Source organism: Sulfitobacter sp. SK025, assembly GCF_003352105.1.
Classification (GTDB): Bacteria; Pseudomonadota; Alphaproteobacteria; order Rhodobacterales; family Rhodobacteraceae; genus Sulfitobacter; species Sulfitobacter pontiacus.
The window spans coordinates 2,300,905-2,322,943 of record NZ_CP025808.1 but is presented as its reverse complement, the minus strand read 5'-3'; the positions used below and the strand labels follow the sequence as shown (position 1 = coordinate 2,322,943).

At 60.6% G+C, this 22,039-nt stretch carries 20 protein-coding genes; 15 read left to right on the top strand and 5 right to left on the bottom strand.

What is annotated here, in order from left to right:
- Positions 1-115 precede the first annotated feature (115 nt).
- The 7 genes from nuoK to C1J04_RS11245 are packed head-to-tail and all read left to right on the top strand — an operon-like array spanning position 116 to position 8,816.
- Positions 116-421, top strand: a complete 306-nt coding sequence (nuoK, locus tag C1J04_RS11275; protein WP_005853964.1) for an NADH-quinone oxidoreductase subunit NuoK — start codon at positions 116-118, stop codon at positions 419-421.
- A gap of 4 nt (positions 422-425) precedes the next feature.
- Positions 426-2,537 (top strand): NADH-quinone oxidoreductase subunit L, encoded by a 2,112-nt coding sequence (nuoL, locus tag C1J04_RS11270; protein ID WP_009824854.1) that lies wholly within the window; start codon positions 426-428, stop codon positions 2,535-2,537.
- A complete protein-coding gene (locus tag C1J04_RS11265; protein WP_009824853.1) occupies positions 2,537-4,093 on the top strand; it encodes an NADH-quinone oxidoreductase subunit M in 1,557 nt (518 codons plus the stop codon). The genes nuoL and C1J04_RS11265 overlap by 1 nt, the downstream gene beginning before the upstream one ends.
- A gap of 11 nt (positions 4,094-4,104) precedes the next feature.
- Complete coding sequence (gene nuoN / locus C1J04_RS11260; protein ID WP_005853955.1) at positions 4,105-5,550, top strand: NADH-quinone oxidoreductase subunit NuoN; 1,446 nt, start codon at positions 4,105-4,107, stop codon at positions 5,548-5,550.
- A gap of 37 nt (positions 5,551-5,587) precedes the next feature.
- Positions 5,588-6,349 carry a biotin--[acetyl-CoA-carboxylase] ligase gene (locus tag C1J04_RS11255; protein WP_114865364.1) on the top strand — a complete coding sequence of 254 codons (762 nt, stop codon included), beginning with the start codon at positions 5,588-5,590 and terminating at the stop codon, positions 6,347-6,349.
- 21 nt (positions 6,350-6,370) lie between these two features.
- Positions 6,371-7,144, top strand: coding sequence for a type III pantothenate kinase (locus tag C1J04_RS11250; RefSeq protein WP_009824851.1), 774 nt, complete (start codon positions 6,371-6,373; stop codon positions 7,142-7,144).
- Positions 7,145-7,148: 4 nt separating this feature from the next.
- On the top strand, positions 7,149-8,816 hold the full coding sequence (locus tag C1J04_RS11245) for a ribonuclease J (RefSeq protein WP_005853949.1): 1,668 nt from the start codon (positions 7,149-7,151) through the stop codon (positions 8,814-8,816).
- 170 nt (positions 8,817-8,986) lie between these two features.
- On the opposite strand, the gene C1J04_RS11240 is transcribed toward C1J04_RS11245, so the two are convergent.
- The 3 genes from C1J04_RS11240 to C1J04_RS11230 form a co-directional block, all read right to left on the bottom strand.
- The gene (locus C1J04_RS11240; protein WP_037954451.1) at positions 8,987-10,591 is read right to left on the bottom strand and encodes a DEAD/DEAH box helicase; all 1,605 of its coding nucleotides are present in this window, start codon (positions 10,589-10,591) and stop codon (positions 8,987-8,989) included.
- Positions 10,592-10,728: 137 nt separating this feature from the next.
- Entirely contained in the window at positions 10,729-11,673 is a 945-nt protein-coding gene (locus C1J04_RS11235) for a glycosyltransferase family 2 protein (RefSeq protein ID WP_009824849.1), read from the bottom strand.
- A gap of 42 nt (positions 11,674-11,715) precedes the next feature.
- The gene (locus C1J04_RS11230) at positions 11,716-13,335 is read right to left on the bottom strand and encodes a peptide chain release factor 3 (RefSeq protein WP_037953751.1); all 1,620 of its coding nucleotides are present in this window, start codon (positions 13,333-13,335) and stop codon (positions 11,716-11,718) included.
- Between the two features lie 130 nt (positions 13,336-13,465).
- On the opposite strand from C1J04_RS11230, the gene C1J04_RS11225 reads away from it, so the two are divergent.
- Entirely contained in the window at positions 13,466-13,825 is a 360-nt protein-coding gene (locus C1J04_RS11225) for a nuclear transport factor 2 family protein (RefSeq protein WP_037953749.1), read from the top strand.
- Here C1J04_RS11225 and C1J04_RS11220 read toward each other — a convergent pair whose 3' ends face one another.
- Positions 13,826-14,839 (bottom strand): Hint domain-containing protein, encoded by a 1,014-nt coding sequence (locus tag C1J04_RS11220; protein ID WP_009824846.1) that lies wholly within the window; start codon positions 14,837-14,839, stop codon positions 13,826-13,828.
- 183 nt (positions 14,840-15,022) lie between these two features.
- Here C1J04_RS11220 and C1J04_RS11215 point away from each other — a divergent pair, with 183 nt between their 5' ends.
- The 3 genes from C1J04_RS11215 to C1J04_RS11205 all read left to right on the top strand — a co-directional run bounded on the left by C1J04_RS11215 (position 15,023) and on the right by C1J04_RS11205 (position 18,461).
- A complete protein-coding gene (locus tag C1J04_RS11215; protein WP_009824845.1) occupies positions 15,023-15,802 on the top strand; it encodes an SDR family oxidoreductase in 780 nt (259 codons plus the stop codon).
- Between the two features lie 153 nt (positions 15,803-15,955).
- The gene (locus C1J04_RS11210; protein ID WP_114865363.1) at positions 15,956-17,314 is read left to right on the top strand and encodes a sodium:proline symporter; all 1,359 of its coding nucleotides are present in this window, start codon (positions 15,956-15,958) and stop codon (positions 17,312-17,314) included.
- A gap of 43 nt (positions 17,315-17,357) precedes the next feature.
- Complete coding sequence (locus C1J04_RS11205; RefSeq protein ID WP_009824843.1) at positions 17,358-18,461, top strand: ABC transporter ATP-binding protein; 1,104 nt, start codon at positions 17,358-17,360, stop codon at positions 18,459-18,461.
- A gap of 49 nt (positions 18,462-18,510) precedes the next feature.
- Here the strand turns inward: C1J04_RS11205 and C1J04_RS11200 are convergent, their stop codons facing one another.
- A complete protein-coding gene (locus C1J04_RS11200; protein WP_009824842.1) occupies positions 18,511-19,164 on the bottom strand; it encodes a helix-turn-helix transcriptional regulator in 654 nt (217 codons plus the stop codon).
- 219 nt (positions 19,165-19,383) lie between these two features.
- Between C1J04_RS11200 and C1J04_RS11195 the strand changes: the two genes are divergently transcribed.
- Genes C1J04_RS11195 through C1J04_RS11180 form a run of 4 tightly spaced genes read left to right on the top strand, consistent with a single transcriptional unit; the run spans position 19,384 to position 21,982 of the window.
- On the top strand, positions 19,384-19,620 hold the full coding sequence (locus C1J04_RS11195; protein ID WP_005853930.1) for a twin-arginine translocase TatA/TatE family subunit: 237 nt from the start codon (positions 19,384-19,386) through the stop codon (positions 19,618-19,620).
- Between the two features lie 6 nt (positions 19,621-19,626).
- Positions 19,627-20,265, top strand: a complete 639-nt coding sequence (tatB, locus tag C1J04_RS11190) for a Sec-independent protein translocase protein TatB (protein WP_009824841.1) — start codon at positions 19,627-19,629, stop codon at positions 20,263-20,265.
- Positions 20,262-21,146 (top strand): twin-arginine translocase subunit TatC, encoded by an 885-nt coding sequence (tatC, locus tag C1J04_RS11185; protein ID WP_005853927.1) that lies wholly within the window; start codon positions 20,262-20,264, stop codon positions 21,144-21,146. Before tatB ends, tatC begins: the two co-directional genes overlap by 4 nt.
- Entirely contained in the window at positions 21,143-21,982 is an 840-nt protein-coding gene (locus tag C1J04_RS11180) for an ATP-binding protein (protein WP_005853925.1), read from the top strand. The genes tatC and C1J04_RS11180 overlap by 4 nt, the downstream gene beginning before the upstream one ends.
- Positions 21,983-22,039 lie beyond the last annotated feature (57 nt).

The following is a 22,039-nucleotide window of genomic DNA, read 5'->3' as shown; positions in this document are numbered from 1 at the left end:
TGATCGTGGTCGTGGGCGGCTACAGCATTTTCTAGGTGCGACGGGATCGGGATGGAAACATCCCGCGACAAGAACTAAAGAACGCCTGAAACGGGCAAAAGAACCGAGGGACGACATGATCGGAATTGAACATTACCTGACAGTAGCGGCGACGCTGTTTGTCATTGGCATTTTCGGGCTATTCCTGAACCGCAAGAACATCATCATCATGTTGATGTCGATCGAGCTTATGCTCTTGGCGGTGAACATCAACTTTGTCGCCTTCTCCTATTATCTGGGTGATTTGGTGGGGCAGGTGTTCACGCTGTTCGTCCTGACCGTCGCTGCGGCAGAGGCCGCAATCGGGCTGGCCATTCTGGTCTGCTTCTTCCGCAATCGGGGTACGATCGCGGTTGAAGATGTCAACGTGATGAAGGGCTAAGATCATGGAAACGATCATTCTTTTCGCACCACTTGTCGGTGCATTGATCTGTGGTTTCGGCTGGAAGCTGATCGGGGAGAAGACCGGCCAATATGTGGCAACGGGTCTACTGTTCCTCGCGGCACTGCTCAGCTGGATCGTCTTCCTTTCGTTTGACGGTGAAACACAGCACATCCAGATCCTGCGCTGGATCGAAAGCGGCAGCCTGTCGACAGATTGGGCGATCCGTCTCGACCGTCTGACCGCGATCATGCTGATCGTGATCACCACGGTCTCCAGCCTCGTGCACCTCTATTCCTTCGGCTACATGGCCCATGACGAGAATTTCTCGGACGCTGAACCCTATCGCGCCCGTTTCTTCGCCTATCTGTCGTTCTTCACCTTCGCGATGCTGATGCTGGTGACATCTGACAACCTTGTGCAGATGTTCTTTGGTTGGGAAGGCGTGGGTGTCGCATCCTATCTGCTGATCGGCTTCTACTATAAGAAGCCCTCGGCGAATGCGGCGGCGATCAAGGCGTTTGTGGTCAACCGTGTCGGTGACTTCGGCTTTGCGCTTGGTATCTTTGGCCTGTTCTATCTGACCGACTCGATCAAGTTCGACGATGTCTTCGCCGCAACACCCGAACTGGCGGAAACAACCGTTGGTTTCCTTTGGGCCGACTGGAATGCCGCGAACCTGATCGCGATCCTGCTGTTCATCGGTGCGATGGGTAAATCGGCGCAGCTCTTCCTGCACACATGGTTGCCCGATGCGATGGAAGGCCCGACGCCTGTGTCGGCGCTGATCCACGCCGCGACGATGGTGACGGCCGGTGTTTTCCTTGTCTGCCGCATGTCTCCGTTGATGGAGGTCGCCCCCGAGGCGATGACATTCGTCACCTTCCTTGGGGCCACCACCGCCTTTGTCGCCGCGACCATCGGTCTGGTGCAGAACGACATCAAACGCGTCATCGCCTATTCGACCATGTCGCAGCTTGGGTATATGTTCGTGGCCGCTGGCGTTGGCATGTATTCTGCCGCGATGTTCCACCTGTTCACCCACGCGTTCTTCAAGGCGATGTTGTTCTTGGGGGCGGGGTCGGTGATCCACGCGATGCACCACGAGCAGGACATGCGTAACTATGGCGCGCTGCGTAAGAAAATCCCCTATACTTTCTGGGCGATGATGATCGGTACGCTGGCCATTACCGGTGTCGGTATTCCGTTGACGCATTTCGGCTTCGCGGGCTTCCTGTCCAAGGATGCGATCATCGAAAGCGCCTGGGGCGGCGGGTCCATGTATGGCTTCTGGATGCTGGTGATCGCGGCTGCGATGACGAGCTTCTACAGCTGGCGCCTGATGTTCCTGACCTTCTTTGGCAAGGCGCGCGGCGACAAGCATACCCATGACCACGCACATGAAAGCCCGATGGTCATGCTGGTGCCGCTTGGCGTGCTAAGCCTTGGCGCGATCTTTGCGGGTATGATCTGGTACAACAGCTTCTTTGGCCACGCCGAGGATGTGGGCGAGTTCTATGGCATCCCCATGGCCGAGATCGCCGCCGGTGGTGAAACCCATGTTGAAGGGGCGGAAGACAGCCACGCCGACGCAGGTGACCACGATGAAGACGGCCAAGGTGCCGATGCCGGTCACCACGGTCCCGCCTTCGCCGGTGCACCGGGCGAGGGGGCATTGTATATCGCACCGGACAACCACGTTCTGGACGACGCCCACGCCGCACCGGCATGGGTCAAGGTCAGCCCGTTCATCGCGATGGTCTTTGGCCTTGTGATGGCCTTGTGGTTCTACATCTGGAACCCGACCCTGCCGTCGCGTCTGGCGGCGAACCAACGGCCGCTTTATCTGTTCTTGCTGAACAAGTGGTATTTCGACGAGCTTTATAACGTGATCTTCGTCAAACCCGCGATGGCTATCGGTCGCTTCTTCTGGAAGCGCGGGGACGGCAATGTGATCGACGGCACGCTGAACGGTGTCGCTATGGGGATCATCCCGTTCCTCACCCGACTGGCAGGGCGCGCGCAGTCCGGCTATATCTTTACCTACGCCTTTGCCATGGTGATCGGCATCGCGGTCCTTGTGACCTGGATGACGATGAGCGGGGGGGCACACTAATGGATCATCACTTGCTTTCCATCATTACCTTCATGCCCAGCTTTGCGGCGCTTATTCTGGCTGTGTTCCTGCGGGGCGATGACGCCGCAGCGGGGCGCAATGCAAAGTGGCTCGCACTGATCACGACGACGGTCACCTTCCTGATCTCGCTGTTCATCCTGTTCGACTTCGACCCGTCCAACACCGGGTTCCAGTTCGTCGACGAGGCGCAGTGGCTGATGGGCCTGAAATATCGCCTGGGCGTTGACGGGATTTCGATCCTCTTCGTGATGCTGACCACCTTTATGATGCCACTGGTCATTGCCGCCAGCTGGAACGTAGAGACGCGGGTCAAGGAATATATGATCGCCTTCCTGCTGCTGGAAACGCTGATGCTGGGCGTGTTCATGGCGCTGGATCTGGTGCTCTTCTACCTCTTCTTCGAAGCAGGTCTGATCCCGATGTTCCTGATCATCGGCATCTGGGGCGGGGCGAACCGCATTTACGCTTCGTTCAAGTTCTTCCTCTATACCTTCCTCGGGTCCGTCCTGATGCTGGTGGCGATGGTGATGATGTACGCGGATGCCGGCACGACTTGTATTGGCGGATGCGAGGTCAGCTTACTGACCCATACCTTTGCCTCCGACAGCTTCTCGATTGCGGGGATCACCGTGGTCGGCGGTTTGCAGACCATGATGTTCTTGGCGTTCTTTGCCAGCTTCGCGGTGAAAATGCCGATGTGGCCGGTGCACACATGGTTGCCGGACGCGCACGTTCAGGCGCCGACAGCCGGTTCCGTGGTGCTGGCGGCGATCCTGCTGAAAATGGGCGGCTACGGCTTCCTGCGCTTCTCGGTGCCGATGTTCCCTGTGGGGGCAGACGTGATGGCCCCGCTGGTGCTGTGGATGTCGGCGATCGCGATTGTCTATACCTCACTGGTGGCGCTGGTGCAGGAAGACATGAAAAAGCTGATCGCTTATTCCTCGGTCGCGCATATGGGTTTCGTGACCATGGGTATCTTTACCTTCAACCAGCAGGGGCTGGATGGCGCGATCTTCCAGATGATCAGCCACGGCTTCATCTCGGCTGCGTTGTTCCTCTGTGTCGGCGTGATCTATGACCGGATGCACACCCGCGAGATTGACGCCTATGGCGGTCTGGTGAACCGGATGCCTGCCTATGCGCTGGTGTTCATGTTCTTCACCATGGCCAACGTCGGTCTGCCGGGGACATCGGGCTTTGTCGGGGAATTCCTGACGCTGATGGGTACGTTCCAGGTGAACACCTGGGTCGCGGCGGTAGCCACCTCCGGGGTGATCTTCTCGGCGGCCTATGCGCTGTGGCTCTATCGCCGCGTGGTGATGGGCGATCTGATCAAGGAAAGCCTGCGCACCATCACCGACATGTCGCGCCGCGAACGCTGGATCTTTGCCCCGCTGGTGGCAATGACGTTGCTGTTGGGTGTCTACCCGGCGCTGGTGCTCGACATGATCGGGCCTTCGGTTGCCGCCCTAGTTGATAGCTATGATACGGCCCTGGAGGCGGCAGGTGCCGCTGTCCAGACGGCCTCAGAATAAAGGACCGCGCGATGATTTCCGCTGATCTGAATGTCATCCTGCCCGAAATCCTGCTGGCGCTTTTCGCGATCCTGGCACTGCTTGGGGCGGTTTACACCAACAAGGACGCCGCCGCGGGGGTGATCGTCTGGGCCACGGCAATCGTGATGACGCTGCTGGCGATCTGGATCGGTATGACCAGCGGTGGCACCACGCGCATCGCCTTTAACGGTCTGTTCGTCGAAGACAGCTTTGCCCGTTTTGCCAAAGTCACCATGCTGCTCAGCGCGGCGGCGGTGCTGGCGATGTCCGAAGCATATATGAAAAAGCGCGGGCTGCTGCGGTTTGAATATCCGGTGCTGATCGCGCTGAGCGTCGTCGGCATGATGATGATGGTCAGCGCGGGCGACCTGATGACCCTTTACATGGGCCTCGAGCTGCAATCGCTGGCGCTTTATGTCGTCGCGTCTTTGCGTCGTGACAGCGTGAAATCGACCGAAGCGGGTCTGAAGTATTTCGTACTGGGCGCTTTGTCCTCTGGTTTGCTGCTCTACGGTGTGTCGCTGGTCTATGGCTACGCCGGCACCACGCAGTTCGCGGGCGTCATGAGCCTTGCGAGCGCAGGGCAGACATCGATTGGCCTGTTGTTCGGGATCGTCTTTGTCGTCTCTGGTCTGGCGTTCAAGGTCTCGGCCGTGCCGTTCCACATGTGGACGCCCGATGTCTACGAGGGCGCACCGACGCCGGTTACAGCTTTCTTCGCCACAGCCCCCAAGGTTGCCGCGATGGCGCTGTTTGCCCGCGTGCTGCATGACGCCTTTGGCAATGCTGTCGCCGACTGGAGCCAGATCGTCGCGCTGCTGTCGGTCCTGTCCATGTTCCTTGGTGCCGTCGCCGCGATTGGTCAGACCAACATCAAACGCCTGATGGCCTATTCCTCGATCGCCCACATGGGCTATGCGCTGATCGGCCTTGCCGCCGGGACTGAACTGGGTGTCAAATCCATGCTGGTCTATCTGGCGATCTACGTGACCATGAACATCGGCACCTTTGCCTTCATCCTCGGGATGGAGAAAGACGGCCAGCCGGTCACCGATATCTCGGCGTTGAACATGTATTCCAAACGCGCGCCGGGTAAGGCGCTGGCGATGCTGGTGCTGCTGTTCTCGCTTGCTGGTGTGCCGCCGATGCTGGGCTTCTTCGCCAAGCTGGGTGTCTGGCAGGCGGGTGTGGATGCGGGGCTGGTCTGGCTGGTTGTTGCCAGCGCCGTCGCCTCGGCCATCGGTGCCTATTATTACCTGCGTATCGTTTTCCTGATGTATTTCGGTGCCGAAGGCGATGACCGTCTGGACGAAGGCAAAAGCAGCCTATTGTCGGGGTTCGTTGTTGCCTCTGCCGTGATCATGGTCGTGGGTATCCTGAACATGTTTGGCGTCGAAACTGCTGCGATCTCTGCAGCGGCGACGCTGATCAACTGATCCGCCGGTGACATCGGTGAACAATGGCGCTTCCGGTATGGAAGCAACGGGGGCCAAGGCGCAAAACGCGTCTTGGCCCGATGGCTATGGGCGGCAGGTTTTCGATAGCGTCGATTCCACGCTGAGCGAGGCGGCACGCCAAGCGAGCGAGCTAACTGGGTCCACATGGATCCTCGCGCAGGAGCAGACCGCCGCACGCGGTCGGCGCGGTCGGTCCTGGGCCACGCCACGGGGCAATTTTGCCGCGACGCTGATGATGCGCCGGTCCGAAAGCCCCTCGACTGCTGCGCTGCGCAGCTTTGTCGCCTCGCTTGCCCTGCGCCGTGCCTTTGTCGCCACCACGCGGGACGAGGGGGCCTTCACCCTCAAGTGGCCCAACGACGTGTTGCTGAATGGCGGTAAGGTCGCGGGCATCCTGCTGGAAAGCATCGGTGATTTTCTGGCCATCGGGATCGGGGTGAACCTTGCCCATGCGCCCGGTGCCGATCAGGTCGAGGCAGGGGCCCTGCGCCCCGTTTCCGTCGTGGCAGAGACTGGCAAGGTGGTCCCGCCCGAGGTCTTTCTGGATGCGCTGGCGGCGGAATACGCGCAGCTGGAAACCCAGTTCCAGACCTATGGTTTTGCCCCCATCCGTACCGCGTGGTTGTCCCATGCCGCGCGTTTGGGCGAAGAGATCATCGCGCGCACCATGAAGGACGAAACCCGTGGTGTGTTCGAAGACGTGGACGCGCAAGGCAACCTGATCCTGCGCACCCCTAAAGGCCGTGTGCCCATCACTGCGGCGGATGTATTTTTCTAAGCGCGAGCGGAGGGATGTGCCATGCTGTTGGCGATTGACTGCGGAAACACCAATACAGTCTTTTCGATCTGGGACGGGGCGCGGTTCCTCGGGACGTGGCGGACCTCTACCGAATGGCAGCGTACCTCTGACCAATATTACGTCTGGCTCAGCACCTTGATGAAGTTTCAGGGCGTCGAGGCAGATATCACCGATGTCATCATCAGCTCGACCGTGCCGCGGGTGGTGTTCAACCTGCGCGTTCTGGCGGACCGCTATTTTGACACGCGGCCCATTGTGGTGGGCAAACCCGATTGCCTGCTGCCGGTGGATGTCCGCGTTGACGAAGGCACCGCCGTGGGGCCTGACCGACTGGTCAACACGGTGGCGGGACATGATCTTTATGGCGGTGATCTGATCATTGTCGATTTCGGCACGGCGACGACCTTTGATGTGGTCGATACGGACGGGGCCTATATCGGCGGGGTGATTGCCCCCGGTGTAAACCTGAGCCTTGAGGCATTGCATAACGCCGCAGCGGCCTTACCTCATGTAGACATCTCGAAACCACAGGCGGTGATTGGTACAAATACCGTCTCTTGCATACAATCGGGCATTTTTTGGGGTTATGTTGGCCTCGTCCGTGAGATATGTGCCCGAATAAAGGCTGAGCGCGGCCGCGAAATGCGCGTGATTGCCACAGGCGGGCTGGCCCCGCTCTTTCAACAGACAGTAGATCTGTTTGATGCATACCAAGATGATTTGACGATGCACGGCCTGACCGTGATTTATAACTATAACAAGGATACCGCTTAGTCATATGAGCAGCGAAAGATTGATCTATCTGCCCCTCGGTGGGGCAGGTGAAATTGGCATGAATGCCTATGTTTATGGATACGGGAAACCCGGTAAGGAGCGGCTGATTGTTGTCGACCTTGGCGTGGCCTTCCCCGACATGGACACAAGCCCCGGCGTGGATCTGATCATCCCCGATATCGCCTGGCTTGAAGAACGCCGCGACCAGATCGAGGCGATTTTCATCACCCACGCCCACGAAGACCATATCGGTGCCGTGGCCCATACCTATGACCGTCTGCGCGCGCCGATCTACACGCGGAAATTCACCGCCAATATCGCCAAGCGCAAGATGGACGAATACGGCCACCCCGACGATGCGGTGACCACCGTGGCCCCTTGGCCGCAGCAAACCACCGTAGGGCCGTTCAAAGTGGGCTTCCTGCCCATGTCCCACTCTATCCCTGAATCGTCGTCGCTGGTGATCGACGTGGCCGGCGATCGGCTGATCCACTCGGGTGACTTCAAGATCGACATGACACCCGGTGTTGGTGAACCCTACGACCCCGAACTTTGGGCCGACGTGTCCAAAGACGGCGTTAAGGCGCTGATCTGTGACAGTACCAACGTCTTCTCGCAGCATGCAGGCCGGTCCGAAGCGACCGTCGGGCCAGAGATTGAAAAACTGCTTGGCACGGCGCAGGGTATGGTCGTCGCGACGACCTTCGCCTCTAACGTCGCGCGTGTGAAGACGCTGGCGGATGCGGGCGAACGGGCAGGGCGGTCGGTTGTGCTGCTGGGACGCGCGATGAAACGCATGGTCGAAGCCTCGCTTGAAACCGGCGTGATGAAGGACTTCCCCCCGGTCGTCAGCCCGGAAGAAGCCCGCGGTATCCCGCGCGAGAACCTGATGCTGCTGGTGACAGGCTCGCAGGGGGAGCGCCGTGCGGCGTCGGCACAGCTGGCGCGCGGTAAATACATGGGGCTGGAAATGAAGGAAGGGGACATGTTCCTGTTCTCCTCCAAAACCATTCCGGGCAACGAGCGTGGCGTGATCAAGGTGATCAACGCATTCTCCGAGATGGGCGTTGATATCGTCGACGACAGCTCGGGTCTGTATCACGTATCGGGCCACGCCAACCGTCCCGATCTGGAAACGCTGCATGACGTGGTCAAGCCGCAGATTCTGATCCCGATGCATGGTGAGCACCGCCACCTGCGCGAGCACACCAAAATCGCCAACGCCAAGGGGATGAAGGGTGTTCTGGCCGTCAACGGCATGATGATCGACCTGTCGGGCAACGAGCCCAAGGTCGTGGAATATGTCGACAGCGGGCGGACCTATCTGGACGGATCGACGCAAATCGGCGCGATGGACGGCGTTGTGCGCGACCGTATCCGCATGGCGTTGAACGGCCACGTCACCGTGACCGTCATCCTGGACGAGAATGACGAAGCTTTGGGCGATCCTTGGGTCGATGCCATGGGTCTGCCAGAGCAAGGTCGGTCCAAGACGTCGCTGGTTGATGTGCTGGAAGCCGATCTGGCCCAGTTCCTTGGCCGTGCTAATGCCAAGACCCTGCGCGACGACGACAAGCTGCACGATGGGTTGAAGCGCACCGTGCGTCAGTCCGCCAACGATGAGATCGGCAAAAAGCCCGAGGTTACCATCGTGGTCAGCCGCCTGAGCTAAAACGCTCTCATGCTCATCGAAACGCCGCGCAGCCCTCTGCGCGGCGTTTTGCGTTTGTGGGGGCAGGGTGTGGCGCGTCGGAACTGCTGGAAGGCAAAGCGGTAACCACAAAGAAAAAGGCGCAGAGGATGCTCTGCGCCTTTAATCGTTTCTGTCAGTGGTGCGTGGGGTTATTCGCGACGCTCGGCAAAGCTCAGGCCGATGAACTCGGGCGTGTGATCGCCCAGACCGACGACGCGGTTGTCGTTGCGGTTGTTCTGCTGACGGTTGTTATCACCGCGCCCGCCACGGCCACCGCGACGGTTGTTGGGTTTGTCGTCCTGAGCGGCTTCTGCCTTTTGGGCAGGGGCCTTGTCTGCGGACTCCTTGGCTGGTTTGTCCGACTTTTTGTCTTGCGGCTTTGCGTCAGATTTGGCGTCCGCTTTGGCATCGGGTTTGTCAGCCTTAGGGCTGTCCGCCTGCGCCGTCTCTGTCTGGTCGGCATCCGCCTTGGCCGCATCAGGCTTTTTACGGCTGCGCGTGCGGGTGCGTTTGGGCTTCTCAGATTTGGCCGCCTCATCGGATTTCGCAGCGGGGGCATCGGCTGTCTTGGCCTCTGCTGCGGGGGCAGCTTTTGCCTCCGAACCGCCCAAGGGGTTGTCGAGGCGCGGGATCTCGCGCTGTACCAGACGTTCAACGTCTTCGAGGTTCTTTTCGTCCCGCGGGACGCAGATCATGATCGCCTTGCCATCACGTCCCGCGCGACCCGTGCGGCCGATCCGGTGCACGTAATCCTCGGCATGGGAAGGCACGTCGTAGTTATACACGTGGCTGACCGACGGCACATCAAGACCGCGCGCCGCCACGTCAGAGGCAACAAGGAAGCGCAGATCGCCGTTGCGGAACCCTTCCAGTGTTTTGGTCCGCTGGCTTTGATCAAGATCCCCGTGGATCGGAGCCGCGTCATAGCCGTATTTTTTCAACGACTTAGCGACCGTATCCACATCCATCTTGCGGTTGCAGAAGATGATCGCGTTTGTGCATTTGTCGCCTTCGGCGTCGATCAACGCGCGCAGCACTTTGCGTTTTTCCGTCGCTTCGCGGTCCTTGCGTGAGGCTTTGAACATCAGCACGCCTTGCTCGATATTCTCGCTCGTGGTGGCCTGACGGGCCACTTCGATACGCTCGGGCGCAGAGAGGAAGGTGTTCGTAATCCGCTCGATCTCGGGGGCCATCGTGGCCGAGAAGAACAGCGTCTGACGGGTAAAGGGCGTCATCTGGAAGATGCGTTCGATATCGGGGATGAACCCCATATCCAGCATCCGGTCGGCCTCGTCCACGACCATGATCTTCACGTCGGACAAGATCAGCTTGCCGCGCTCAAAGTGGTCGATCAGACGGCCGGGCGTGGCGATCAAAACGTCAACGCCCTTGTCGATCAGCTTGTCCTGCTCTCCGAACGACACGCCGCCGATCAGCAACGCTTTGGTCAGTTTCAGGTGCTTGGTATAGGTGTCGAAGTTTTCGGCCACCTGTGCCGCCAGTTCCCGCGTGGGGCACAGCACCAGACTGCGCGGCATCCGGGCGCGGGCGCGGCCACGGGCAAGCAGGGTGATCATGGGCAGGGTAAAGCTGGCAGTTTTGCCGGTGCCTGTTTGGGCGATTCCCAAAACGTCCTTGCCTTCAAGGGCAGGGGGGATCGCGCCGGCCTGAATGGGCGTGGGGGTTTCATACCCGGCCTCATTGATGGCTTTCAGGACTTTAGGATTAAGGTTTAGATCAGAAAATTTTGTCATGTGTGTCCGATGATAGCGGACATACACTTGGCCCGCGGCAGCATTCATGTCGGCCCGCATGGCCCAAGGGGCGGAGGCTCTCCGCGACATGTTCTGCACCCATTAACAAAGACTCCCCGTCGCGTCAAATGGATGCGCTAAAGCCCTGTGAAACGGGGGAAATGTGTTGCCAGATGGTTGGGCAGCGCCAGATCAACCTCGCGCAGGAGCCCGTGACCGCGCAGACGGCTGCGCAATTCCGGCGTATCGGCGCAGACTTCGTTGAAAAACGCGCGCAACCCGTTCTCGCCGCTTTCACTCTCTATCATCGAGAAAAGGTCATTGAGCGATAGGCCGCCCTGATCATAGGGGCGGTTGGGGCGCAGTTCGGGGCGGTAGCTGCCTTTGGTCACGCGGTAGCGGTAGGCGGCGATCCAGTCGTCCCATGTTTTCGCATGGGCATGGGCCAGCGTGATGTCGGGCGGGGCGTCGTGACAGTCCAGCATCTCGCCCTTTTGAAAGACGTTGTGGATGCGCAGATGCATATGCGGCAGCCCCGTGCGGACAAATACCTTGCCCGCAAGATGGCTGAGAAACCCGCCCTTCAAATAAGCGCCATAGGTCGGATAAAGCTCTGCCACAATGCGCGCGCGGTCGGGGCCGGCGGGGATGAACCCCTTGAACGCCGTCGGATCGCCTGAAAGCTGCTCCATCGGGCGGATGCGGGTGGCGGGCGCAGCTTGCGGGATATCGGCCAGAATGTCAGCGATCGGGCGGCCTGCGACCAGATACTCGTCCGCATCCATATGGATCAGCCAGTCCACCTCGCGGCGGCGGTTGTAGGCATGGGTCGCATTTGCCGTCTGGCGTTGCTGGTGGGCGTCTGGCCGGTCACGTTTGCGCTGCTTCCAATAGCGCGCGTCGCAGGTGATGACACGGATTTTCGGATGGGCGTCCAGATGGGCAAAGGCCTCGTCATTGGGCGCATCCAGATAGATGTAAAGACGCTGCGCGCCCGCCGCCAGATGATAGGCGGCGAACTGCAATATGTCGCGCGTCGGTGCCAGAATGGTAGAGGCGATGCCCCATGTCACATCAGTCATGGGGCCAGTTTGCGGTGCGTCGGTCGGGCTGGCAAGCCCAAGTCAGACCATCATTTCCTTGGTCGCGGTCAGGCGCACATCGGGGTAATCGCGGTCTACACGGTCGATATCCCATTGCAGCCGCGTCAGGTAAACGATGTCGCCATCGTGGTCATGGGCGATATGCTGTTTATTGGCTTCTGTAAACTTATCAACGGCTTGTCGGTCACCGTTCACCCATCGAGCCGAGGTGAACTGCGATTGTTCGAACCGCACCGGCAGCCCGTATTCCAGTTCGATCCGGCTGGCGAGCACTTCGAACTGTAGCTGCCCGACGACGCCCACAACAAAGCCCGAGCCGATGGCGGGTTTAAAGACCTTCGCCGCACCTTCTTCGGCGAATTGCATCAGCGCTTTTTCAAGGTGTTTCGATTTCATCGGATCGCCCGCGCGCACGCCTTGCAAAAGCTCTGGCGCGAAGGACGGGATGCCACTGACGCGGATCGCCTCGCCCTCGGTCAGGGTGTCACCGATGCGCAGTTGCCCGTGGTTGGGAATGCCGATGATGTCACCGGCCCATGCTTCCTCGGCCAGCTCGCGGTCGGCGGCAAGGAACATCACGGGGTTGGTAACAGACATGGTTTTCTTGGACCGCACATGGGTCAGCTTCATGCCACGGGTAAAATGGCCCGACGCCAGACGGACAAAGGCCACGCGGTCGCGGTGCTTGGGGTCCATGTTCGCCTGAACCTTGAAGACAAAGCCGGAAACCTTTGGTTCTTCAGGTAAAATCTGTCTTGGCTCTGCCGATTGAATCTGCGGTTCGGGGCCGTAGGTGGCGATGCCGTCCATCAGTTCCTTGACGCCAAAGCTGTTGATCGCAGATCCGAACCAGATCGGTGTCAGCGACCCTTCGGCCATCAGCGCCGCATCCAGCGGCGGCATCAGCTCGCGTACCATTTCAAGGTCTTCGCGCAGCTTCTCTAGCAGGGCGGCGGGCACGTGTTCGGCCAGCTTGGGGTCATCCAACCCTTCGATCGCAATGCTTTCAGAAACCTTGTTCCGGTCGGCACGGTCCATCAGTTCAAGCCGGTCGCGCAGGATATCGTAGCAGCCGATAAAGTCGCGGCCCACGCCGATGGGCCAGCTTGCAGGGGTCACATCAATGGCAAGGTTTTCCTGAATCTCGTCGATGATCTCGAAGACATCGCGGCTTTCGCGGTCCATCTTGTTACAAAAGGTCAGGATCGGCAGGTCGCGCATGCGGCAGACCTCGAACAGCTTTTGTGTCTGGCTTTCCACGCCTTTGGCACCGTCAATCACCATCACGGCCGCGTCAACGGCGGTCAGCGTGCGGTAGGTATCTTCGGAAAAGTCAGAGTGGCCGGGCGTATCCACGAGGTTAAAGCGGAAATTCGTGCCCTTGTTCATGAAATCGAATGACATGGCCGAAGCCGAGACAGAGATGCCGCGATCCTTTTCCATCGCCATAAAGTCAGAGCGGGTGCGCCGCGCCTCGCCCTTGGCGCGGACCTGACCGGCCATCTGGATCGCCCCGCCGAACAGCAAAAATTTCTCTGTCAGCGTGGTTTTCCCCGCATCGGGGTGGGAAATGATCGCAAAGGTGCGACGCCGAGCGATTTCGGCAGGCAAAGCGGGGCGGTTTGAGGGGGTATCCAACATGGATTGGCATATATCCACGCCCGAACACACGCGCAAGTCTGCTTGGATCAGGCGCGTGCTGGCATTTCCTTGGGGGTAGGCGCGAAACTGCGGTATCATGGGGGCAGATGAAACAAGAGGGGGTGTGACAATGGAATTGAAAGAGATCGCAGATGCGTTGGTAAAAGGCTGCCGCGAGGGCCACGAGGTGGCGAACCTTGATCGGCTTTATGCGCAGGACGCCGTGTCGGTTGAAGGGATGGACCACGGAAACGGGCGCGAGACGCAGGGCCTTGAGGGCATCAAGGGCAAGCATGCGTGGTGGGACAGCGCGATGGAGGTGACGCGTCAGAATGTCAGCGACCCGATGCTCCACGGCGATGACCGTTTTGCCGTCATCTTTGATGTTGCGGCGCGCGAAAAGGAAAGCGGCACCGAGATGGAGATGAAAGAGGTCGCCATCTACCACGTGGCCAATGGCAAGATCGTGCGCGAGGAATTCTTTGGCTGATCAGCGCATGCTGGCGCGGCGCAGCAGTTCTGCCGCGTCGGGGCGGTCCAGCAGGGGTTCCGACACATCCAGCCCCGCATGGGGCAGGTCGGAATGGCCGGGGATGACATCGCCCATGGCGTCCGACAGCTCTTGCGGCAGCACGCCTTTGGTACGGCTGTCGATCAGCATGGATTCCGCCGCGATGCCTTCGGCATAGATGATCTGGTGCCCGTCAAACAGCAGTTGGAAATAGTCGACAAAGCCGCCGTCCTGCACCCGTACCGTATCGCCGTTGACCAGATGGCGGACCTTGACCAGCAGCTCTGACCGGCCGGCGCCCAGACGATCTTCGCGCTGGTAGATGAACAGGCGGTGATCGGGGCTGACGATCAGGTCATTGTCGTTGTTCAACGTGCCCGCGTCGATGCAGATCGGGGCGAATTCGCCGACCGCGCGCACGGTGCTTTGTCCGATCCAGCGGATCGCCTGCACGCCGTCATCGCGGGTCAGGACCTTGTCCCCGACGCAGAGTTCTTCGATCGGGCGCTGTTCACCGGTGGCCATGGTGATATGCGTGCCGCGGGTGAAGGACACACAGGCCACTTGCGCGAACTTCTGGCGCATCGTCTCGGTGTCGATGCCAACCAGCCGGTATTCCACTTTCGACGACAGCGCGCTGAGCGGGATGAGATAGATCGCTTCGGCATGGTCGTCATCGGCCACTTCGACCAGCAGGATCGCATCGTTGATCTGCCCGTCAGGCGACATGAAGGTCAGGGCGCAATCCAGATGCAGGGCGGCCCCGCTGGTGCCGGTTTGCGTATCGGGCGCGATCGACAGGCTGCCATCCGGTGCCGTCTGGATCGAAAGCCGCACTGGTTCCGCCCCGTAGGACAGCTCGTACACATCATCCAGCAGCAGCTCCGAGGCAAAAGACAGCGTGTCGCCCATATTCGCACCATCCGTCGCCGTGAATTGCGTCGCACGGTAGACAGGGACACTTTGCGGAGGGGAAGGGCGGGGCGAGGTCATGGGGCGGGCCTTTGCGCGCGAAAGGGGACTGATATCGGGGTCGGCAGTCACACAACTGCCGGTGGTTCTTGTGTCCTTGCCATAGGATTGTGTCCCATTCGGGTCAAGCCTTTGGCCTTTTGCTGGCATTGTCCGCGAAGACAGTGCTACGACTTGCGCGAACACTAACCGGGAGAGATCGCTATGGATCTGGGAATCAAGGGAAAACGCGCATTGGTTTGCGCATCGTCAAAGGGCCTCGGCCTGGGCTGCGCAGAGGCGCTGGCCGAAGCGGGTGTGGATCTGGTGATGAACGCACGCGGTGCCGCTGATCTGGAAACAGCCGCCGAACGCATCCGTCAGGACTATGGCGTCGAGGTCACCACCATCGCCGCCGATATCGCCACGGATGAAGGCCAGAAGTTGTTGCTGGAGGCCGCGGGCCAAATCGACATTCTGGTCAATAACGCAGGCGGCCCACCCCCCGGCATGTGGAGCGATTGGGACCGCGAGGATTTCATCAAGGCGCTCGATGCGAACATGCTGGCCCCCATCGCGATGATCAAGGCGCTGGTGCCCGCGATGATGGACCGTGGCTGGGGCCGCGTCGTCAACATCACCTCGCAATCCGTGCGCGCGCCAATCGGCGTTCTGGGGCTCAGCAACTCGGCCCGTACCGGTCTGACCGGCTATGTCGCGGGCACCTCGCGTCAGGTCGCGGGCAAGGGTGTCACGATCAACAACCTGCTGCCCGGCATCCACGCCACCGACCGCGCTGATGCACTGGATGGCGGCGTCGTCAAACAAAAGGGCATCACGCTGGAAGAGGCCCGCACCGAGCGCGCATCGACGATTCCCGCAGGGCGCTATGGCACGCGGCATGAATTCGGCGCGGCCTGTGCTTTCCTGTGCTCGCAACACGCGGGATTTATCGTCGGGCAGAACTTGCTGCTGGACGGCGGGGCGACCAATATCACGATGTAAGGGCGAGGGCCGGGCGCTGCGATGTCCGCGCGGAGCGCGCGCCCGTCTGACATATTTCATCACGTTTACGACAGACCGCCGCGCAACAGATAGCGCGGCGGTTTTTGCTAGGCTACCCATGGACGTTGCTGTCCCTTTCAAAGGTATTCCCGGATGTCCCCCATTGTTCTGTTTGTCCTCTTCGGTGCCATCATCGCCGCAAGTCTGCTGGCCGCACCGCGCCGCGCCTCGGTCGAGGGGTTCTTTGGCGGGATGACGGCCCAAGGCGGTGCGCCGGGGCTTTGGACGCTGGTGCTCAGCCAGGTCACCACATGGATTTTCGCGCGCAGCCTGATGAACGCGGCGATCCTGGGATATTACTACGGCATCGCGGGCACGCTGGCCTATGCGGCCTACTACGGGTCTTTCCTGACCGGGGGCTTTATCGTCGGGCGTCTGCGCCAGAACGGCGCCCTGTCGGTGCAGGATTGGCTGGGCGCGCGCTTTGGCGGGGCGGGCAACGCCTGCTATAATCTGGTCATCGCGCTGCGGCTCTTGTCCGAGGTGTTTGCCAATCTGCTGGTGGTGGGGCTGATCTTTAACGCCGTGCTGGCGGGCAGCGGCACGCCTGCGATCCTGATCGTGGCGCTCGTGGGGCTGGGCTATTCCGCTTGGGGCGGGCTGAGCGCTGCGCTGCGCACTGATGTGGTGCAGATGGTCGTGTTCCTTGTGGTTTTCGGCGTTGCCTTTGTGGCGTTGGTCGTGTCGCCCGGCTTTGATCTGGGTGCGGTTGTCACAGCACCGGGGACAGCAGGGGCCTATAACGGCTGGGTCTTGCTGGCCGTGGCGCTGTTGCAGGTGTTTTCCTACCCCGCGCATGATCCGGTGATGATGGACCGCGGGTTTATCGCCGACCCGGAGGTGACGCGTCGGTCCTTTCTGCATGCCTTCTGGATCTCGACCCTGTGTATCATCGGCTTCGGGTTCTTCGGCATTCAGGCGAGCCTTGTCGGTGCGGCCTACGAGGGGGAGCTGATCGGCACCTGGGCCACGATGTTTCCTGCGTGGGTGTTTGTCGCGCTGATGATTTCGCTGCTGGTCTCGGCGCTGAGCACGCTGGATTCCGCGCTCTCTTCTGCCGCGCGTCTGGTGGTTGAAGAGCTGAAGCTCGCACCGCGTAGCCTGAACGGCGGGCGGATCGTGATGCTGGGCTTTATGGCCGCGGGCACGGTGCTGACGCTCTGGGGCAATGCGACGCTGTTCGATGCGGTGGCCGTGTCGGGTACTGCGTCGATGTTCCTGACGCCGGTGCTGGTGGTCGGGCTGGTAATGCAGCGGCAGATCGCCCTATGGGCCTATCTGGCGGCCTTCGGGGCGGCGATGGTTGGGGCCTTTGCCTATTTTGCCCGTGCGTGGCCAGCCTTTGCCGCGGTGCTGCCAGATGGGCATAAATACGAACAGCTTTTGGTGATTTGTGTGGTCGTTCTGGTCGCAGGCTTCGCGGCGGTGCTTGCGGGCGCGCGGCGGGGCTGATAGCGGTCGATCCCGAGCGAATTGATCGGATTAGACCGCGCCCATGACTGAAATGACTGACGTGCACCCGAGACTGGAAATCAAGAACCTGCAGCGCGCCTATGGCGGGCGGGCCGTCGTGGATGATGTCAGCCTGAAGATCATGCCGGGGCAGGTGACCTGCCTTCTGGGGCCATCGGGCTGTGGCAAGTCGACCACCCTGCGGATGATCGCCGGCGTCGAGATGCAGGACAGCGGTACGATCCACGTCGATGGCAAGCTGATCTGTGACACGGTTTTCCGTGTGCCCCCCGAACGGCGCGAAATCGGGTTGATGTTTCAGGATTTCGCGCTGTTTCCGCATCTTAGCGTGGCCGACAACGTGGGCTTTGGTCTGAAAACCGGCACCAAGGCCGAACGCCGCGCCCGTATCGAGGAACTGCTTGAACGTGTGGACCTGCTGCGATTTATCGACGGTTATCCCCATCAACTGTCAGGGGGCGAACAACAGCGCGTGGCGCTGGCGCGTGCCTTGGCCCCACGGCCCAAGATCATGCTGATGGACGAGCCCTTCTCGGGTCTTGATAACCGGCTGCGCGATGACATCCGGGACGAGACTTTGGGCATCCTGAAAGAGGAAGGTACCGCCGTCTTGCTGGTCACCCACGAGCCCGAGGAAGCCATGCGTATGGCCGACGAGATCGCCTTGATGCGCGACGGCAAGATCGTGCAGCAGGGGGCCCCCTATAACGTGTATACGCGTCCCGTCGACCGCGCGTCGGTGGCGTTTTTCTCGGACGCGAATGTGCTGCGGGCCGAGGTGTCTGGGGCGCTTGCGCATACTGTCTTTGGCCGGTTTCTGGCCCCCGGCGTGCCGGACGGGACGCAGGTGGATATCGTGTTCCGCCCCCAGCATTTGCGCATCGACTTTGACCGTGCGGGCAAGGGGCCGTTGCCAACCTCGACCGATGGCACCGCAGCCCGCGCCGTTGTTGCGCGTGCGCGTTTCATGGGGAATGAGAGTCTCGTGGAATTTGTGATGGACCATGACGGCAGCACCCTGCGCGCCACCGTGCCCAATGTCTTCTTGCCGCAGCCCGGGGCCGTCATGTGGCTGACCGTGCGCCGCGATCGTTGTTTTGTTTTTCCGGTGCATGCGGCAGGGTAGACCGCTGGCGGCTGCCCCTGTGGCACCGCGGGATGCCTTCGGCGAGGATTTAATCCATTTGGAAGGCGGGCGGCGCGGTGAATAGCTCGGGCAGCGGGTGTGTCGCCTCGATCAGGTCAAGCCGCAGGGTCGTGTTTTGCCCTTTGGTTTCATCCCAACCCGACAGGGTCCAACTGCGCGCGGCATGGTTGAGCGCGTGGGGGTGGAGCACTAGCGTATCGAGCGAGCCATCGTCGGCGTTATAGACGATCCTGAGTTTCTGGCGCGCGCGGATTGCGGCGCGCAGCACGGGCAGATGCCCCATCCCCCGCGCGGCATTGGCGAAAGGGTGTTCGATGCGCTGCCAGTCCTGCGTTGCGGGCTGTGCGGTTTCGGGCAAGGCCGCGTCGATCTTTTGCGCCAGAGAGGTCGCGGCGGCCTGTAGGTCGGGGTCAGTTGTTTCAAGCACAACGGCGAGGGCGAGTTGCAACGCCTCTATCTCATCGGGGGAGAGGGATAGCGGCGGCAGCACCGTCGCCGGTGTCAGCCGGTAGCCTGCGCCACGGGTGCCGGTGATCGCAACGCCCGACGCCTGCAGACGCGCGATGTCGCGGTAGAGCGTGCGCAAGGACACGCCCGCCGCCTGCGCCATATCCTCGGCCCGGTGGAGCTGGTGGTCGCCCAAGAGGGAGAGCAGGGAAAACAATCGGTCGCTGCGGCGCATGGTCTATCTGTGCCACGCAGGCGGGCAGGGCGCAAGGCAACTGCCAAAAAACTGTCAGGAGTGTTGGGGTGGTCGTCGGAGGGCGTAAATTTTGCGGGGCCGCGCGGGGGGGGAAACGCTTTGGCCCTTCAAGCTGCCAGAGCAGGGGCCTAAAAAGAGACAGAGTTTACCGGCGGGGGCAGTCCCCCTGCCACATATTCGGATTATGGAGTTGAGACTATGTTGAACAATATCGGCCTTCCGGGTCTTTTGCTGATTGCCGTTGTGGTGCTGGTCCTGTTCGGGCGCGGCAAGATTTCCAGCCTGATGGGCGAAGTCGGCAAGGGCATCACCAGCTTTAAGAAAGGCATCAGCGAAGGCGAAGATGACGTGAAAAACGGCGACAAGGACACCGCCGAGCTGAGCGATGACACCGTTGTTGTCACCGACACGAAGACCGACAAGGACCGGGTGTAAGCTCTCATGTTTGATATGGGGTGGTCAGAGCTGTTGGTCGTTGGCGTTGTCGCGCTGATTGTGGTGGGTCCCAAGGACCTGCCCGTGCTGTTTCGCAAGGTCGGCCAGTTTGTGGGCAAGGCCAAGGGGATGGCGCGCGAGTTCAGCAATGCGATGAATGATGCCGCCGATGACACGGGCATGCGCGAGATGTCGTCCAGTTTGAACAAGACGTTGAAAACCGCGACGAACCCGCTGGGATCGGCGATGGACGAAGTCAAATCAGCGACCAAATCCCTGTCCAAATTCGACCCCGAAAGCGAGACGGGCAAACTGGCCTCGCAGCGGGCCGAGGATGTCAAGAAGATCCAGGCCGCCACCGCCCGTGCCGGTGCCGAGCGCAAACAGCGTGAAGCTGCCGAAGCGCTGGCACAGGCCGATGCCGCAGAGGCCAAACTGGCGACACCCGCCGCCGCGCCGCAGATCGAGAAGCCGGCGGTGAAAGCGCCAGCCAAGAAAGCGCCAGCCAAGAAGGCAGCTGCCGCCAAAGCGCCAGCCAAAGCCACACCTGCGAAGAAGCCTGCCGCCAAGAAACCTGCTGCAGCGAAACCTGCAGCCAAGAAAGCCGCGCCCAAAGCGCCAGCGGCCAAAAAGAGTGACACATGAGTGCATCAGACGATATTGACGACAGCGCCGCCCCGCTGATCGAGCATCTGGCCGAGCTGCGCACGCGGCTGATCCATTCGGTGATCGCCTTTATCATCGGCATGGTGATCTGTTTTACCGTTTGGAATCCTATCTTTAACTTCCTGACGAACCCTTTGTGTTCGGCTATGGCCGAGCGCGGGCAGGAAGACTGCGGGTTGATCCTGATCAAGCTGCAAGAGGGCTTTTTCGTCGCCATCTCTATCTCTTTGCTGGGCGGGCTGGTTTTGGGCTTCCCCTATATCAGCTACCAGCTGTGGCGCTTCGTGGCACCGGGGCTTTACAAGAACGAGAAGGGCGCGTTTCTGCCCTTCTTGATCTCGAGCCCGCTGATGTTCTTTTTGGGCGCGTCCTTTGCCTTTTATGTCGTGACACCGCTGGCTTTCGATTTCTTCCTTGGGTTCCAGCAGGCGGGTACGCTTGTCGGCGAGGGGACGGATAACGCAGGCGGGATCGCGGCCATCGCGTTCCAGGGGTCGGCTCAAGAATATCTGAGCCTGACGATCAAGTTCATCGTGGCCTTTGGCCTGTGCTTTCAGCTGCCCGTATTGCTGACCCTGATGGGTAAGGCCGGACTGGTCAGCGCCGAAGGGCTTGGCAACGTGCGCAAATATGCGGTGGTTGGTATTCTGGTGCTGGCCGCACTTGTCACGCCGCCGGATGTGATCACCCAAGGGATCCTGTTTGTTGTGGTCTATGGGCTTTACGAAATCTCTATCTTTCTTGTAGGGCGGGTTGAACGCAAACGAGAAGAGCAGCTGCGCGCAGACGGGTATTATGACGACGAGTATGATGACCCGATCCTCGCAGAGTTCGAAGAGGATGAGGACGACCTGAAGTGAACCGTGACCCGATGGACCGTATTGCAGCGGCGTTGGAGAGGATGTCTCCTCCGCCGCTGAAAACCCCGGATTTTGATGTAGCGGGGGCCTTTGTCTGGCAGACAGGGCCGGACCATCTGGCACCGGTCGAAACGGTCAGCAAGGTTGATCTGTCGCTGCTGGTCGGGGTGGATCGTGCGCGCGACACATTGCTGGCCAACACGATGCAATTCGCCGCCGGTCTGCCCGCCAACAACGCCCTGCTGTGGGGCGCGCGCGGGATGGGCAAGTCGAGCCTTGTGAAAGCCGTGCACGCCCATGTCCGCGAGACGCACGACCGTCTGCGCATCGTGGAACTGCAACGCGAGGACTTGCCATCGGTTGGCCGTCTGCTGAGCCTGCTGCGCGGTGCGCGGCAACGGTTTATCCTGTATTGCGATGATCTGAGCTTTGGTCATGACGACGCGCATTACAAATCGCTGAAGGCGGTGCTGGATGGCGGGATCGAGGGGCGGCCAGAGAATGTCGTGCTTTATGCTACGTCGAACCGGCGGCATCTGATGCCCCGTGACATGATCGAGAACGAACGTGGCTCTGCCATCAACCCTGCCGAGGCGGTCGAAGAGAAAGTATCGCTGTCGGATCGGTTCGGGCTGTGGCTGGGCTTCCATCCCTGCGACCAGAAACAGTATCTGGATATGATCCGCGGCTATTGCGAGGCTTACGGGGTCGAGATTGACGCCAAGACGCTGCACGCCGAGGCGATCGAATGGCAAGCGACCCGCGGGGCGCGGTCGGGTCGTGTGGCGTGGCAGTATTTCGTTGATCTGGCAGGGCGTCGCGGCGTCGCGCTGTAAGCGATAAGCGGCCTGCACAAAAGCAAGCGGCCCCGAAAAGGGGCCGCGTGTTGAAGC